We start from the raw sequence: 15,084 nt of genomic DNA, 5'->3' as shown, positions 1-15,084 counted from the left end.
TCGGCTGATGGACTTGAAAGGTCGGGGGTGTAGTCCGTCACATCTCGCACCGGAAGCTGCTCGCCTCCGAGGCGGGCCCTCCGACGTACGCGGGCCAGGCCGGCCATTCGCACAACGGGCGTGTGCGGCCGGCCCCGACGTTTCCGTCTGCGACCACCTGATTCGCGCTCGGAGCGACGCCGCGCTCGGCCCATTTCTCCAGGGCCGTGAGCGAGTCGTACGAGGCGGAGAAGGCGACCGGGGCGAAGTTGGCGTGGTTGGCTCCGGGCACCAGGTAGAACCGGGAGAAACCCTCGGTCGCCCGCTTGCCCATCACCCGCTGGACGCGCTGGTAGTAGTCGATCGTGGAGCGGTGGCTGACCAGCTCGTCGGCGGCACCGTGGACCATGATCAGCCTGCCACCGGAGCGGGCGAACGGGCGCAGGTCGGCGTCGTTGACGTCCTGGAGCGCGGTCAGCTCGCTGATCCGACGCTGCCACTCCCCCGGGTCTGCTGGATCGATAGCGAAGGGGCTGATCTGCGGGTCGCGGGCGACGAAGTACTTGACCCACTGGTTCCAGAACTGCATGCCGTAGCCGGCGGTCACCGGCATCGGGTCGGCCGGCGCGGTGGTGCCGAAGCCGAGGACCGGCGTCGACATCCGTGCCCCGGACAGCACCGGGAACCCGGGGTAGCCCCACTCCCCGCTCGCCACCCGGTAGGGCAGCCGCCAACTGCTGTCGGCTGCGACGATCGCATCCACCTGTTCGCGAGAGAGGCAGGTGGCGCCGGGCGTCTCGCCGTCGCCGCACAGCAGCGTCTCCGGGTCGAAGTCGCAGCCGGCCTCGTCGGAGATCACCCCGTCGGCGAGCCCGTCGCCGCCGTCGCAGGCGGCCAGGACCCGCTGCGCGACGAGGTCCTGCTGGACCTTCGACGGGAAAGCGCCGGGCTTGCCGAACTCGTGGGTGATCCGGCCGAAGAAGAGGTCGAGGGTGGCGGCGTTCCAGGCGGGGTAGGCGGAGATCACCCCGTCGAAGTCGCGCGGCCAGCGCTGCGCGACCGCCAGCGCCTCCCGGCCACCGGTCGAGCCGCCGGCGAAGTAGGCCGTGGCGGGCGCGCGGCCGAAAGCCCCCGTGATCACATACGTGGCGGTGTCGTGCACCTTCTTGAGCGCGTCACCGGAGAAGTTGCGCACCGCCTCGTCGTTCTGGCCGAACCAGCCGTCCAGGCTGCCGATCGGGTGGCGCGTGGTGTCGGCCTGGTGGCCGGAGTCGCTCGCGTAGGTGGCGTAGCCGCGGCCGAGCGGGGTGCGCTGATCGACCGGCCCGAAGGGCACGTTCTGGGCGAGGTTCGGGACGGTCCCGTTGTAGCCGCCACCGCCGAACATCATCGTCTTTCCGTTCCAACCCTGCGGCAGTGCCAGGCCCATCCGGATGTCCGGGGCGGCGGGGTCGACCGGATGGATCGCGATGTCGGCGCGGCAGTAGGCCGGGAGCGCGGTCGGGCCGGTCCCGGAGGCTGGCATCGACGTTGTCGCGGTCACCTCGGCACCGGTGGTCGGCAGGCCGATGCGGTGGGCGGGGATCCTCAGCCCGACCAGCGACTCGCAGTCGGCGGTCGTGGACGGCGCGGCGCTCGCGGGTGCCTGGCCGACGACCAGGGCCGCGGCGGCGAGGGCGAGCGACGAGCCGACGGTCAGGAATCTGCGTACGAGGGTGGGGGCCATTGCTCAAGGATCGCGACGCGGTGTGACGTGCGCCATGTGGCCGCCGCACACAACTCCGGCGGTCGAGATGTGGGCGGGCGCGAGCCGGACACTCGCGGGCCAGCATGGGGATGAACCACACACTGAGCGGGCTCAGTGTGTCCCGAACCCCTATGGCGTACGTCTCACCACTTCCCTAGCGTCGCCCCTGTGACGAGCACCACACCGACCCCGAGGTGCGCACTACGGACCGAGGGTCTCACCAAGGACTTCCGCGGCTTCCGCGCGGTCAGCTCCGTCGACCTCGAGGTCGCCGAGGGCACCGTACACGCGCTCGTCGGCCCCAACGGCGCCGGCAAGACGACCCTGTTCAACCTGCTGACCGGGTTCCTCAAGCCCACCGGCGGGCGGATCACGGTCTTCGGTGACGACGTCACCGGGATGGCACCGGAGCGGATCACCCGCCACGGGGTGGCCCGCTCCTTCCAGATCACCAGCCTCTTCGAGAACCTCACCCCGCGCGAGCACGTCGAGATCGCGCTCCAGGGGCTCACCAACCAGGGGCTGAAGTTCTGGCGCTCGGAGAAGCTGCTGAGCCGGCGCGGCGAGGAGGTCGACCGGCTCCTGGCCGAGGTCGGCCTGACCGAGCTGGCCGACAAGCCGACCGGGCTGATGGCGTACGGCCAGAAGCGGGCGCTCGAGCTCGCCCTCGTCCTCGCCGTCGAGCCCCGGCTGCTGCTGCTCGACGAGCCGACGGCGGGGATGGGCATCGAGGACGTCGACCGCACCATCGAGCTCGTCCGGCGCATCGCCGAGGGCCGCACGGTCGTCTTCGTCGACCACAACATGCACGTCGTCGCCCACCTCGCCGACCGGGTCACCGTCCTGCAGCAGGGCTCGGTGCTCGCCGAGGGGCCCTACGACGAGGTGCGCGCCGACCCGCGCGTCATCACCGCCTACCTCGGAGAGGCCCACAGTGCTTGAGATAGAGAACCTGAGCGCGTGGTACGGCGAGGCGCAGGCCCTGCGCGAGGCCACCCTGAGCGTCGCCGAGGGCGAGGTCGTCACCCTCGTGGGTCGCAACGGCGCCGGCAAGACCACGCTCGTACGCTGCCTGATGGGCCTCCACAAGCACCTGACCGGATCGATCCGGCTCGACGGCCGCGAGATCACCTCGCTGCCCGCGCACAAGCGAGCCCGCGCCGGGCTCGGCTGGGTGCAGGACGACCGCGGCATCTTCGCCAACCTGAGCGTGGAGGAGAACCTCCTGCTGCCTCCGAAGGTCTCCGAGTCCGCCTGGACGTTGGAACAGGTCTACGACGCCTTTCCGGCTCTCGGCAGCCGGCGGCGAGCGGGTGGCACGACGCTCTCGGGCGGTGAGCAGCAGATGCTCGCCGTCGCCCGGGTGCTCCGCACCGGCGCCCGCCTGCTCCTGCTCGACGAGCCCTCCGAAGGGCTGGCCCCCGTCATCGTCGCCCAGATCGGCGACATCGTGCGGACCGCGAAGCAGTCCGGGATCGGCGTACTCCTGATCGAGCAGAACGTACGTTTCGCCGCCACCGTCGCCGACCGCCACTACCTGCTCGCCCAGGGCCGCCTGGTCGAGAGCCTCGACAACGCCGAGTTCGTCGAACGTCAGGACGAGCTCCTCGAACACCTCGGGATCTGACCCCAAGCAGATATCGCAGTCCCCCAACCCCACGAGGAGAGACACGATGAACAAGCAACGCTTTGTTGCCAGCGCGTCCGTACTGATGTCCGGTGTCCTGGTCACCGCAGGCTGCGGAGCCGGCGGTCCGAGCGCGAGCGGAGGCGACTTCACCGACGACAAGGTGGTCCTCGCCCTGCTCAACGACGCCTCCGGCGTCTACAAGGACGTCTCCGGCCCCAACTCGAAGATCGCGATCCAGATGGCGATCGACGACTACCAGGAGAAGTACGGCGACGAGGCCGTCGTCGACGACATCGAGGTGACCTCGGCCGACCACCAGAACGAGCCGGACATCGCCAACACCAAGGCCCAGGAGCTCTACGACCGCGAGGGCGCCGACGTGATCCTGGACGTGCCGACCTCGTCGGCGGCGCTGGCCGTCGCGACGCAGGCGAAGAACAAGAAGAAGCTCTACATGAACATCGGCGCCGGGACCACCGAGCTGACCGGCGCGCAGTGCAACAAGTACACCTTCCACTACGCCTACGACACCTGGATGCTGGCCAACGGCACCGGCACCGTCGTGACCGAGGAGGGCGACAAGAACTGGCAGTTGATCTACCCCGACTACGCCTTCGGCCAGGACATGGTGAAGTCGTTCACCGGCGCCATCGAGGCCGGCGGCGGTGAGGTCGCGGGCACGATCGCGACGCCGTTCCCGAACGACAACTTCGCGACGTACATCACCAAGGCGGGAGCCGCGAAACCGCAGGTCATCGGCACCATGCACGCCGGTGGCGACCTGATCAACCTGGTCAAGCAGTACAACGAGTCCGGGCTCAAGGACCAGGGCATCGACCTGGCCGTCGGGCTGATGTTCATCTCCGACATCCACTCGCTCGGTGTCGAGGCGTTCGAGGGCACGATCTTCACCGACGCCTGGTACTGGAACCTCGACGACGAGTCCCGCGAGTGGGCGGACCGCTTCATGGAGGAGACGGGCGACCGGCCGACGTACGCCCACGCGGGCAACTACTCGGCGGCGCTGCAGTATCTCGAGGCGGTCCAGGCGGCCGGCACCGACGACGCCGACAAGGTCGTCGAGGAGCTCGAGGGCAAGAAGGTCGAGGACATGTTCCTGCGCAACGGTGAGATCCGCGCCGAGGACCACCGGGTCATCCACGACGTCTACCTGGCTCGGGTCAAGGGCCCGGACGACGTCAAGGAGGACTGGGACTACGAGGAGATCATCAAGACCATCCCGGCCGAGGAGGCGTTCCGACCGGCGGCCGAGTCCGGCTGCTCGATGTAGGCGCGAGGTCTAGAGGGATAGGTATGAACGCGGTTCTGCAGTACACCGTCCAAGGGCTCGCGGCCGGCAGCTTCTACGCGCTGGCCGCGCTCGGCCTGGCGGTCATCTTCGGGGTGCTGGGCGTGGTCAACTTCGCCCACGGCGCCTTCTACATGCTGGGAGCGGTCGCCGCGGCGGTGCTCCTGGACACCGTCGGGATGAGCCTGTGGCTGGCGCTGATCGTGGTGCCGTTGCTGATGCTGGTCTTCGGGATGCTCGTCGAGCGACTGCTGGTGCAGTGGCTGCTGCCGCTCGACCCGCTCTACAACCTCCTGCTCACCTTCGGGCTGACCCTGCTGCTGGTCGACCTCGTCAAGCGCCGCTACGGCGTGAGCGGTCTGCCCTACGAGCGTCCCGACGTGCTGTCCGGCCGGGTGCAGGTGGGTGGCGTCGGGCTGCCGGTCTACCAGCTCTTCGTGATCGGTGTCGCGCTGCTCGTCTGCCTCGGCGTCTGGCTGCTGATGACGCGTACACGGGTGGGCATGATCGTCCGCGCCGCGACCGAGCGGCCCGAGCTCGCGGGTGCGCTCGGGATCAACGTCGGGCGCTGGGTGACACCGGTGTTCGGCTTCGGGGTCGCGCTCGCCGGCCTGGCCGGGGTGCTGGCGGCTCCGTTCCGGGCGATCACCGCCGAGATGGGCAGCGACTTCATCATCATCCTGTTCGCGGTCGTGGTGATCGGCGGGCTCGGCTCGATCGTGGGCGCCGTCGTCGGCGGGTTCCTGGTCGGACTCGTGGAGGCATTCGGGCAGGCGTACGCACCGACGTTCGCGCAGGTGCTCATCTTCGTGCTGATGGCCGTGGTCGTCCTGGCCCGGCCTGCCGGGCTCTTCGGCCGAGAGGAGGCGACGGCATGACGTCGATCGCGACGGCCGGTGCGAGCGTCACCGAGCAACATGCGGCGATCGCGGGCGCACGCCCGTGGCAGCGACTGGTCCTGTTGGCGGTCGGGCTGGTGGTGGCGCTGGCACTGCCGTGGTTCGTCTATCCGCCGGTGGCGATGGACATCGCCGCGTGGGCGCTCTTCGCGGTGGCCCTCGACCTGCTGCTGGGCTACTGCGGGCTGCTCTCGTTCGGCCATGCCGCGTTCTGGGGCGGATCCGCCTATGCCACGGGCCTGATCGCCATCCACTTCGGCGTCCCGTTCCCGGTGGCGGTCCTCGGTGGGGCGCTCTTCGCGATGGTCCTGGCGGTGCCGATCGGCTACCTGTCGGTGAAGCGGTCGGGGATCTACTTCGCGATGGTCACCCTCGCCTTCGCACAGATGCTCTTCTTCATCGCCAACCAGGCCTCTTCGCTCACCGGCGGGGAGAACGGGCTCCAGGGCGTGCCGCGGTCGTTCTTCGGGATCGAGGCCGTCGAGACCGACTCGTTCTTCTTCTACTACGCGGCGCTGCCGATCATCCTGCTCGGGATGTGGGCCGCCTGGCGGATCGTCCACTCCCCCTTCGGCCGGGTCCTGGTCGCGATCCGTGACAACGCGCCGAGGGCCCGGGCACTGGGCTACGACGTCGAGCGCTACAAGCTGATCGTCTTCGTGCTCTCTGCCGGGCTCTCCGGGCTGGCCGGCGGCGTCTTCGCCGTCTCGCACGGCTTCGTGGCGCTGCCCGAGCTGCACTGGGCAACCTCCGGCGAGGTCGTCCTGATGACCGTGCTCGGCGGGATCGGAACCCTGTGGGGCGGCGTGATCGGCGCGGGGCTGATCGTGATGCTCGCCGACTACCTGGCCTCGTCCGGGTTCGACGGGATCGGGATCGTCACCGGCGGCGTGTTCGTGACCGTGGTGCTGCTCTTCCGGCGCGGGATCTGGGGCACCGCCCGTCATCTCTGGCTGAGCAGGCGGCGTTCCTAGGCAGTTCTAGGCGACGAGCTGATGGAGCCGGAGCGCCAGCTGCACCTCGAGCTGGCGCTCCGGCTCCTGCCAGCCCTTGCCCAGCAGCCGGGTGACCCGCTCCAGCCGCTGGGTGACGGTGTTGACGTGCACGTGCAGCGCGCCGGCGGTGCGGGTGAGGTTGCGGTCGGCCGCGAAGTAGGCCCGCAGGGTCTCCACCAGCTTCGACCCCTTCGCGGTGTCGTAGTCGATCACCGGCCCCAGCCGTGAGGTGACGTACGCCGCCGGGTGGCCGTCGGAGCCGAGCAGCAGCCCCACGAAGCCGAGGTCGTCGGCGGTGACCACCTGGCCCTCGCGCCCGAGGGTCATCGCGGCCGCCAGGCAGCGGCGGGCCTCGTCGTAGCCCTTCACCACGGCGCCGGGACTGCTCAGCGGTCCCGGCACCGGGCCGGCGGCGCCGACCGTCACCGGGGCGCCCGCGGACAGCCGCAGCCCCTCGACGACCAGCTCGCCGGCGGCGCGGGCATCGCAGTCGGGGAAGATCAGCACGACCTGCCCCTGCCGCACCGCCGCGAACCCGTCGTGGGTGGCGGCGACGAACGTCGCCGCCTGACCGACCCGGGCTCGGTCGCCGGGGACGTTCGCGACGACCACGGCATAGGAACGGGACAGATCCGCCTGCAGCAGCCGGCCGCGCTCGCGCAGCGTCTCCGGGTCCGGCGTGGTGCCGGAGAGGAGCTCGTCGAGGAGCTCGCCGCGTACGCGTCCCTCGGCCTCGGCGACGCTGCGGCGGAAGAGCAGCAACAGCGCCGTCACCAGCGCGGCACGCTCCAGGATCCGCTGGTCGCCGTCCTCCAGGTCGCCGTCCTCACGGTCGGCCTCGCGTGGGCCGAGGAGCATCGAGCCGAGCTGCTCGGCGCCGGCGAGGACCGGGGTGGCATAGATGTCGCCGCTGCCGGCGGTGCGGCTCAGGTCGAGGCTGCGCCTGGTCACGGCCGCCTCGTAGTCGGAGACGGGCTGATCCGGGGCGCTGCTGGCGATGGTCTCACCGCTCAGGTCCAGCACCACGACCCGGGCGCCGAGGACCTCGGCGACGCTGCGTACGACATCGTCGACCCCGCCACCCTCGACGACGATCCGGGTGAGCCGGTCGTGAGCGTCGGCGGCGCGCTCGACCGTCTCGTTGCGCGTCTGCAGCTTGCGGGTGGTGACCTCGAGCTCGGCGACCGCAGCGCGGGTCTCCTCCAGCAGCCGGGCCTTGTCCACCGCGATCGCGGCGTGGGCGGCCAGGGAGACGAGCAGTGCGCTGGCCTCGGCTCCGAAGGGACGTACGGTGCGGTTGGCGGCGAAGAGGACGCCGATGACCTGGGTGCCGAGCAGGAGGGGTACGCCGATGATCGCCCGGATGCCCTCGCCGCTGACCGCGCCGTCGATGTCGGGGGCGTGCCGGAACCGCTCGTCGGGGATGTAGTCGGCGGTCGAGTAGGGCTTCATCGTCTGGGCGACGAGGCCGCCGAGCCCGATGCCGTAGGGGATCCGGGTGGAGCGGAAGGCCTTGGTCAGGATCCCCTCGGTCACCCGCATGTACTCGCCACGACGCTCGTCGTTGAGGGTCAGGTAGGCGACGTCGCTGTTGAGCAGCTGCCTCGCCCGGGTCACGATCGCCTGCAGCACCGCTTCCAGGTTGGTCAGCATCGCCAGGTCGTTGGCCGACTCGAACAGCGCCCCGAGCTCGCCCTCGCGCCGGCGGCGCGCCTCCAGGGTCGCCCTGACCTGCAGCGCGAGCCGCTTGGCGTAGTCGATGCGGTCCTGCTCTTCGACGGTCGCCCCCGCCGCTCGCGCGGCCTGCGACGGTCCCTCGAAGTCGGCCTCCGCGGCATCCCCGGCCAGCAGCTCCAGGAACGCGACCACATCGACCGTCATGTGACCGAAGTTACACTTCTACGCGCGCACCGACATAGGGGATCACCACATAGTTGCCCGGGATCAGGTATGGGTCTTGGCCAGGTCCCCCACGGTGGTGACGGGACGCTCGCAGACGAACCCCCGACAGACGTACGCCGCCGCCTTCCCGTCCACGGGAGTGCGGCTGCTCAGCAGCGGGATGTCGTCGCGGGCCTCGTCGGCGACGACGACCACCGCGCCCGGCTTGCGCCGAGCCGCGTCCTCGAGGGCGTCGCGGTCGGGTCCCGGCGGTCCGACGACCGCGATCTCGAGCGGGCCCTCGGCCATCGTCACCGCGGCCGCCAGCGACCAGCCGGCGAACCGGGGCGCCGTGGTCATCAGGTTGCTCGTGGCGGCGAGCGCCTCCTCGGCGGCCGTGCGGTAGCGGCCCTCTCCTGTGAGCGCGTGGGCGGTGACGAGCGCGTGGACCATCGCGCTGGTGCCGCTGGGGCTGGCGTTGTCGGACGGGTCGCGCGGCCGGGTGACCAGCGCCTCCGCGTCGTCGGCGGTGTCGTAGAAGCCGCCGTCCTCAGCGCGGAAGTGGGTCAGTGCGGTGTCGAGCAGCGCCGTCGCCCGGTCGAGCCAGGTGCTGTCGCCGGTCGCCTGGGTCAGCGCCAGGAATCCCGACGCGACGCAGCCGTAGTCCTCCAGCACTCCCGCGTGAGCCCCGGCCAGGCCGTCACGGCTGACGCGGAGGAGACGCGCGCCCTGAGCGTGGACCCGCCACAGCAGCTCCGCGGCCGTGACCGCCGCGTCCACGTAGCGCCGCTCCCCCAGCAGCAGCCCGGCGTCGACCAGACCGCTGATCGCCAGGCCGTTCCAGGCCGCGACGACCTTGTCGTCGCGGGCCGGGCGTACCCGCTCCGCACGCGCGGCCAGGAGCCGCGCCTTGACCGACTCGAGCCGCTCGGTGTCGTCGGGCCGGTGCCGCAACTGGAGGGTCGAGGCGCCTTCCTCGAAGGTGCCGGCCTCGGTCACCTCGAAGACCTCCGCGGCCCAGGCTCCGTCCTCGGCGCCGAGGACGTCGACGAGCTCGCCCGGGGTCCAGACGTAGAACTTTCCCTCGACCCCTTCGCTGTCGGCATCGAGCGCGGAGGCGAACCCACCCTCGGCGGTGCCGAGCTCGCGGATCATCCAGTCCGCGCTCTCCCGGGCCACCCGGTCGCCGAGCTCGGTGCCGAGGCGGGCGTAGAGGCCGATCAGCTGCGCGTTGTCGTAGAGCATCTTCTCGAAGTGCGGAACGACCCAGCCGCGGTCGACGGCATAGCGGGCGAACCCGCCCCCGAGCTGGTCGTAGATCCCGCCGCCGGCCATCGCTGCGACGGTGCGCGAGAGCATGTGCGAGACCCGCGCGTCCGCCCCGAGCGCCCCGGCCGCCCGCCGCAGGAACTCCAGCACCATCGACGGCGGGAACTTCGGGGCGCCTCCGAACCCGCCCGCCATCGGGTCGAACTCCTTGGCCAGCGTCTCGACCGCGGCATCGACGTCGACCTGCCAGTCGCCCGCGGCCCCGGCCGCCCCGGAGATGTTGGCCAGATGCTGGCGTACGTTCTCCGCCACCGCCCCGATCTCCGACCGCCGCTGCGTCCACGCCTCCGAGAGCGCCTGCAGCACCTGCGTGAACGCCGGCTGCCCGTGCCGAGGCATGTCCGGGAAATAGGTGCCGGCGAAGAACGGGTTCCCGTCGTGGTCCAGCACCACCGTCATCGGCCACCCACCCGACCCGGTCATCGCCGTCGTCGCCGCCATGTAGACCGCGTCCACATCCGGCCGCTCCTCCCGGTCGACCTTGATGTTGACGAAGTGCTCGTTCATGTACGCCGCCGTCGTCTCGTCCTCGAACGACTCGTGCGCCATCACGTGACACCAGTGGCACGCGGCGTAACCGACGGAGAGAAGCACAGGAACCTCCCGCCGTCGTGCCTCCGCGAACGCGTCAGGTCCCCACTCCCACCAATCGACGGGGTTCGCGGCGTGCTGAAGGAGATACGGAGAGGTCGCATCGGCAAGTCGGTTGGCCACTCCCCCAGCCTTGCACGGACAAGGCAGGTCACGCGCTGCGAACTCACGCTGGGCAACTCCACTGCCGGCGTTGTGTCGCCATTCGACGAACTGCGTGACAGCCCCGACCGCACCAGGCCGGGGCTGCGACGCACCGAAACCTACTGTGTCGTGACGACACCCCGGACTCCGAGGCGGGAGACGTCTCCGGTCGTGTCGATGTGGTCGGCCGGGACGATCGACGAAGTGATCGCAGTCCAGCAGCCGGGGCAGCAGAGCTGGCGGAAGACGATCGCGTCGTCCACGTAGTGCGCCGGATCTGAGGTGACCTGCGGGCCCGCGTCGGTTGACGGTCCGTCGTAGATCGCGAGACCGAGCGACACGTCGCGGGTGACGTCAGCCAGGCCGTGGCCGCAGTGCGCGCAGCCGACCGTGTCGCCGTCGATGACGAGGTTGTCGTCGATGCGACGCGCTTGCGTCGTGTCGATCGTGCCGCGGTCCCGGGGCTCTGTCCGTGACCGCGTCCGTCGCTCGTCGCGCAGCTCCGCTCGTCGGGTCATGGTCGCCGCTTGGTCGATCACGCCGTCGGTGAGAACGACGCCGTAGACGGTGGCACCAGCGGTGGGGCTCACCTTGTCCTCGACGATGTCGTGGAGGACGGCCTGCGGGTCGCGGAGCAGCGGGTCGCCGTACCCGCCGCCGCCCTGCCAGTTCATGTAGAGGACCTCGCCGGGCGCGAGGTACGACTGGGCATAGCAGTTCCCGATCTCCACCTCGCCGCCGAACTCCTCCAGAGACTGGGGGATTCGGCCGTCGGCGAGGACCTGCCCAACGTCTGCCTGGCGGACGACGGCGTCCAGCCCGGTGTTGCCCGGATAGCCGCCCGCGAGGCCGTTGTTCTGCGAGACTGCCTTGCCTGCCGAGGCGAGTACGAGACCGGCTGGCTGCGAGGATCCGTGCAGGGTGACGGCCAGCGAGGCGCTCACTCCCCCGCGCTGGCGACCCGGGCCGCCGGAGTCGGGTTCCTCGCGTCGCCACAGGGTGAGCAGTGGGTAGAGGAACTCGGTCATCTCGACGTCGGGAATGCGGCCCATCGGGATGCAGAACAGCCCGCCGGTGTCCATGCCGTCCACCTCAGGGCGGGCTCCGAAGCCACCCGCCATCGGCTCCATCATCACGTTGAGGAAGGGCGTCGGTACCTCACCGCGCTCATCGAGACCCGCGACAACTGCAGTGTCCCAGGTGCCGCAGCAGGCCGCCTGGACGCTCTTGCCGAGGTCGGCGGACCGGTCGAGCATCTGGGACAGGCACTGGGCGACCAACGTGCCGGTCAACCACGCCGGCCCGATCGGGCCACGGCTGACGGCGGCGGGGAAGGTCGCGTTGTTGATCGTGCCCTCCTCCGACACCAGATCGAAGCAGCGCATCAGGCCACCCGCAGACCAAGGGATGTCGTTGGCGAGGATCGGGAGAAGGGCGAGCATCACTCCGCCACGCATGCCGGCGTAGGTGCAGTTGATCATCCCGGCCTGCGGGTCGGTCCCGGTGAAGTCGAAGGTCAGGTGGTCGTCCTGCTTCGTCATGGCCACGGTGATCTTGTGGACTCCACGGTCACCCTCGTGGGACTGATCCTGATAGCCGGTCGCCTCCCAGGTGCCGTCGGGCAGGTCGCTGAGCTTGGTGCGCATCCGGCCCTCGGCGTCGGCCATCATCCGCTTCATGACGGCCTTGACAGTGTCGGCACCGTACTGGGAGATGACCTCCTCGAGCCGCTTGCGGCCGACCGTGTTGGAGCCGACCTTGGCGCGCAGGTCGAGGTTGACGAGCATCGGCACACGTGAACGACGGATCCATACGTCGACGACATCGTCCTGCAGGTCGAAGTCCTTGACCACCTTGATCGGTGGCGTCGGCAGGGCCTCGGAGAAGACGTCCTGCGCGGCCGGGCTGAAGGAGCCGAGACCCACGCCGCCGAGGTCGGGTTCGTGGCAGATAGCACTGGTCCAGGCGAAGAGTTTGCCGTCGTGGAAGACCGGCTGGAAGACGATGACGTCGTTCTGGTGCAGTCCGCCGCCGACCCACGGGTCGTTACAGAGGAACATGTCGCCCTCGCGGATGCCCGGGTTGTGCGACCGGTTGCGCAGCGTCCAATAGATCGCCAGGTCGACCGCGCCGGCGAGCATGGTGTTGTAGAGACCGACTTGAACCTCCTGGCCGAGCTCGTCGCAGATGGCGAAGTCGAAGTCGTTGGCGTCGGTGACGATCGGCGAGCCGGACATTCGCTTGAGCGCTTCGCCCATCTCCTCGGTCACCGACCAGAGCCGGTGCCGGACGACCTCGTACGTCAGCGGATCCAGGTCGTCGATCTGCTCCTGGCTGACGGTGTGGACCTCCAGGGAGTCCGGCAGTCCGGCGGCAATCTCGTCAAGGTTCGTGGGACGGCTGGAGAAGTGCTCCGAGCCGGGAATCTGCATCGTCATGTCAGTTCCTCTTAGTTCCTGGTGGTGATGGTCAGGTTGCCGAGGTGGTCGACGGTGCCGGTCATCTCCGGCGGTACGACAACGGTGGTCGTGGGGACCTCGATGATCGCCGGGCCGGTGATCCGGTGGCCGGCGCGCAACTTGCGGTAGTCGTAGACCGGGGTGTCGACGTACCCCAAGCGAGGGTCGAGACAGACCTTGCGGATCGCGTGGAGCGCGACGGACGGGTCAGGGTCGGTCGCGGGGTCCACCTTCGGCAGGGCAGGTGAGAACGGCAGTACGCCGGTGCCGCGGACACGGAAGGTGATCGCCTGGACGCCGGCGGCACTGAAGCCGGTGCCCTCACCGAAGAGTTCGGCGTAGCGCTGCTCGAAGTCGGCCATCACCTGGGCCATCGCCGCCGTGTCGAGCTCGCCGCCCGGGACCTCGACGGCGACCTCGGCGAGCTGCGCGGTGTAGCGCAGGTCGAGGGAACGGACCATTTCAATCCGCTCGAAGTCGAGGCCCTGCCGTTCCAGCGCGGCGTTGACCTGCTCCTCCAATGAGGTGAAGTTATCCATCGCACGAGCCGGGTCGAGCGGCATCTGGCCCGGGTCCGAGAGTTCGGAGGCCAGCACGATGTCGGAGGAGGCAAGACCGTAGGCCGAGAAGGCGGAAGCCACCGGGCCGAGCGGCACAATGCACTCCTTGACCCCGACCTCGGCGGAGTAGAAGCCGCAGTAGGCAGGGCCGGCACCGCCGAATGCGTAGAGGACGAAGTCGCGCGGGTCGTGGCCGGTCTCGACCACGGTCTTGCGGAGGAGGTCGCCGGTCTGTGCGTTCTGGATCGCGTAGATCGCAGCAGCGGCGTCCTCGACACTGAGACCGAGGGGCTCGGCGATCTGCACACGGATGGCTTCACGCGCCGCCTCGACGTTGAGCGCCTTACGTCCACCCAGCAGACCGGTCTCCGGGAGGATCCCGAGCACGAGGTTTGCGTCGGTGTTGGTCGGCTCGGTGCCTCCGGCGTCGTAGCACGCGGGTCCAGGCACCGACTGCGCGCTGCGCGGCCCGACCTGCAGGTTGCCGCCCTTGTCGAGCCACGCGATCGCTCCACCGCCGGAGCCGATGGCGTGGACCTCGAGGGTCGGCACGTTGATCGGATGGTGGTTGATGATGGTGCTGCTGGTCCGCACCGGTTCACCATCGACGACCAGGCCGACGAGGAACGTGGTGCCACCGACGTCGGTGGAGATGATGTTGCTGTGTCCCAGCTGTTCGCCGAGCGAGACAGCACCGACGACGCCACCGGTGAGCACCGATCCCACCGTGCTGATGGCGGTGGCAGGCGCCTCGGCGGCGGCGATGGCGCCACCGTTGCTCTGCATGACAAGGAGCGGGCCAATGAGGCCGTGCTCGCGAAGCTGGCCCTCCAAGGAGCCGAGATAGTCGCGCAGGCCGGGACCGATCTGGGCGCTCATCACTGTCGTGGAGCTACGGGCGAACTCCCGGATCCGCGGGCTGACCTCGCACGAGAGGGCGACGAACATGTCCGGGTCGATCTCGTGGACGATCTCGCGGATCCGCTGCTCGTGGGCTGGATTCTTGAAGGACCACAGCAGGGACACGGCGATCGCCTTGACGTCTGCGTCGAGAAGCTTGCGGACCGAGGTACGCACCGACTCCTCGTCCAGCGGAACGACGACTGTGCCATCACGGTCGACGCGCTCGATGACCTCCAGTGCGTGCCGCTTGGGCAGCAGGCCGTGGTCCTTGCTCTGCCCCAACACGTTCTGGAGCTGGTCGGGTGATCCGCCGAGGTAGCGGCCCTCGACGTTCATGATGAAGATCGAGTCGCGATGTCCGGCTGTCGTCAGGAAGCCGACTGGAGGCACGTTGCCCATCACCAGCGCGTTCAGCGACGACGTTGTGCCGTGGGCGATGTGGTGCGTGTCGGCGAGCATCTGCTCCACCGGCATGCCGAGCTGTTCGGCCAACACACCCAGCACGTCCATCACGCCCTGCGAGTAGTCCGGCGGTGTCGACGGCGCTTTCGCCGCGACGATGTTCCCTGCGTCGTCGTCGAGTACGGCGTCCGTGAAGGTTCCGCCGACGTCGACACCGATGACGTAAGCCATGAGCATCCTCGTTTCGTTGTGTCCG

The 15,084-nt window shown here is 69.6% G+C and carries 10 protein-coding genes; 5 read left to right on the top strand and 5 right to left on the bottom strand.

Going from position 1 to position 15,084, the window contains the following annotated elements; genetic code table 11:
• Positions 1-37: 37 nt before the first annotated feature.
• A complete protein-coding gene (locus AB0F44_RS04970) occupies positions 38-1,705 on the bottom strand; it encodes a tannase/feruloyl esterase family alpha/beta hydrolase (RefSeq protein WP_357353258.1) in 1,668 nt (555 codons plus the stop codon).
• Between the two features lie 189 nt (positions 1,706-1,894).
• On the opposite strand from AB0F44_RS04970, the gene AB0F44_RS04965 reads away from it, so the two are divergent.
• From AB0F44_RS04965 to AB0F44_RS04945, 5 genes are read left to right on the top strand one after another with little or no spacing between them, the layout of a single operon-like run.
• Complete coding sequence (locus tag AB0F44_RS04965; RefSeq protein WP_357353256.1) at positions 1,895-2,668, top strand: ABC transporter ATP-binding protein; 774 nt, start codon at positions 1,895-1,897, stop codon at positions 2,666-2,668.
• Complete coding sequence (locus AB0F44_RS04960) at positions 2,661-3,353, top strand: ABC transporter ATP-binding protein (protein ID WP_350662319.1); 693 nt, start codon at positions 2,661-2,663, stop codon at positions 3,351-3,353. Before AB0F44_RS04965 ends, AB0F44_RS04960 begins: the two co-directional genes overlap by 8 nt.
• Before the next feature lie 46 nt (positions 3,354-3,399).
• Positions 3,400-4,647, top strand: coding sequence for an ABC transporter substrate-binding protein (locus AB0F44_RS04955; RefSeq protein ID WP_357353253.1), 1,248 nt, complete (start codon positions 3,400-3,402; stop codon positions 4,645-4,647).
• Between the two features lie 23 nt (positions 4,648-4,670).
• Positions 4,671-5,543, top strand: coding sequence for a branched-chain amino acid ABC transporter permease (locus AB0F44_RS04950; RefSeq protein WP_357353251.1), 873 nt, complete (start codon positions 4,671-4,673; stop codon positions 5,541-5,543).
• Positions 5,540-6,538 carry a branched-chain amino acid ABC transporter permease gene (locus AB0F44_RS04945; protein ID WP_357353249.1) on the top strand — a complete coding sequence of 333 codons (999 nt, stop codon included), beginning with the start codon at positions 5,540-5,542 and terminating at the stop codon, positions 6,536-6,538. The genes AB0F44_RS04950 and AB0F44_RS04945 overlap by 4 nt, the downstream gene beginning before the upstream one ends.
• 6 nt (positions 6,539-6,544) lie before the next feature.
• Here the strand turns inward: AB0F44_RS04945 and AB0F44_RS04940 are convergent, their stop codons facing one another.
• The 4 genes from AB0F44_RS04940 to AB0F44_RS04925 all read right to left on the bottom strand — a co-directional run bounded on the left by AB0F44_RS04940 (position 6,545) and on the right by AB0F44_RS04925 (position 15,059).
• Positions 6,545-8,440: a GAF domain-containing protein gene (locus tag AB0F44_RS04940; protein ID WP_357353247.1), complete on the bottom strand. Its 1,896-nt coding sequence runs from the start codon at positions 8,438-8,440 to the stop codon at positions 6,545-6,547.
• A 63-nt stretch (positions 8,441-8,503) separates the two neighbouring features.
• Positions 8,504-10,483, bottom strand: a complete 1,980-nt coding sequence (locus AB0F44_RS04935) for a thioredoxin domain-containing protein (protein WP_357353245.1) — start codon at positions 10,481-10,483, stop codon at positions 8,504-8,506.
• A gap of 140 nt (positions 10,484-10,623) precedes the next feature.
• Complete coding sequence (locus AB0F44_RS04930; RefSeq protein WP_357353243.1) at positions 10,624-12,942, bottom strand: hydantoinase B/oxoprolinase family protein; 2,319 nt, start codon at positions 12,940-12,942, stop codon at positions 10,624-10,626.
• An 11-nt stretch (positions 12,943-12,953) separates the two neighbouring features.
• Positions 12,954-15,059: a hydantoinase/oxoprolinase family protein gene (locus AB0F44_RS04925; RefSeq protein WP_357353241.1), complete on the bottom strand. Its 2,106-nt coding sequence runs from the start codon at positions 15,057-15,059 to the stop codon at positions 12,954-12,956.
• Positions 15,060-15,084 lie beyond the last annotated feature (25 nt).

The organism is Nocardioides sp. NPDC023903, from assembly GCF_040639295.1.
In the GTDB taxonomy this organism is placed as follows: domain Bacteria; phylum Actinomycetota; class Actinomycetes; order Propionibacteriales; family Nocardioidaceae; genus Nocardioides.
The sequence above is the reverse complement of the archived record's forward strand: the minus strand, read 5'-3'. Positions and strand labels throughout refer to the sequence as shown.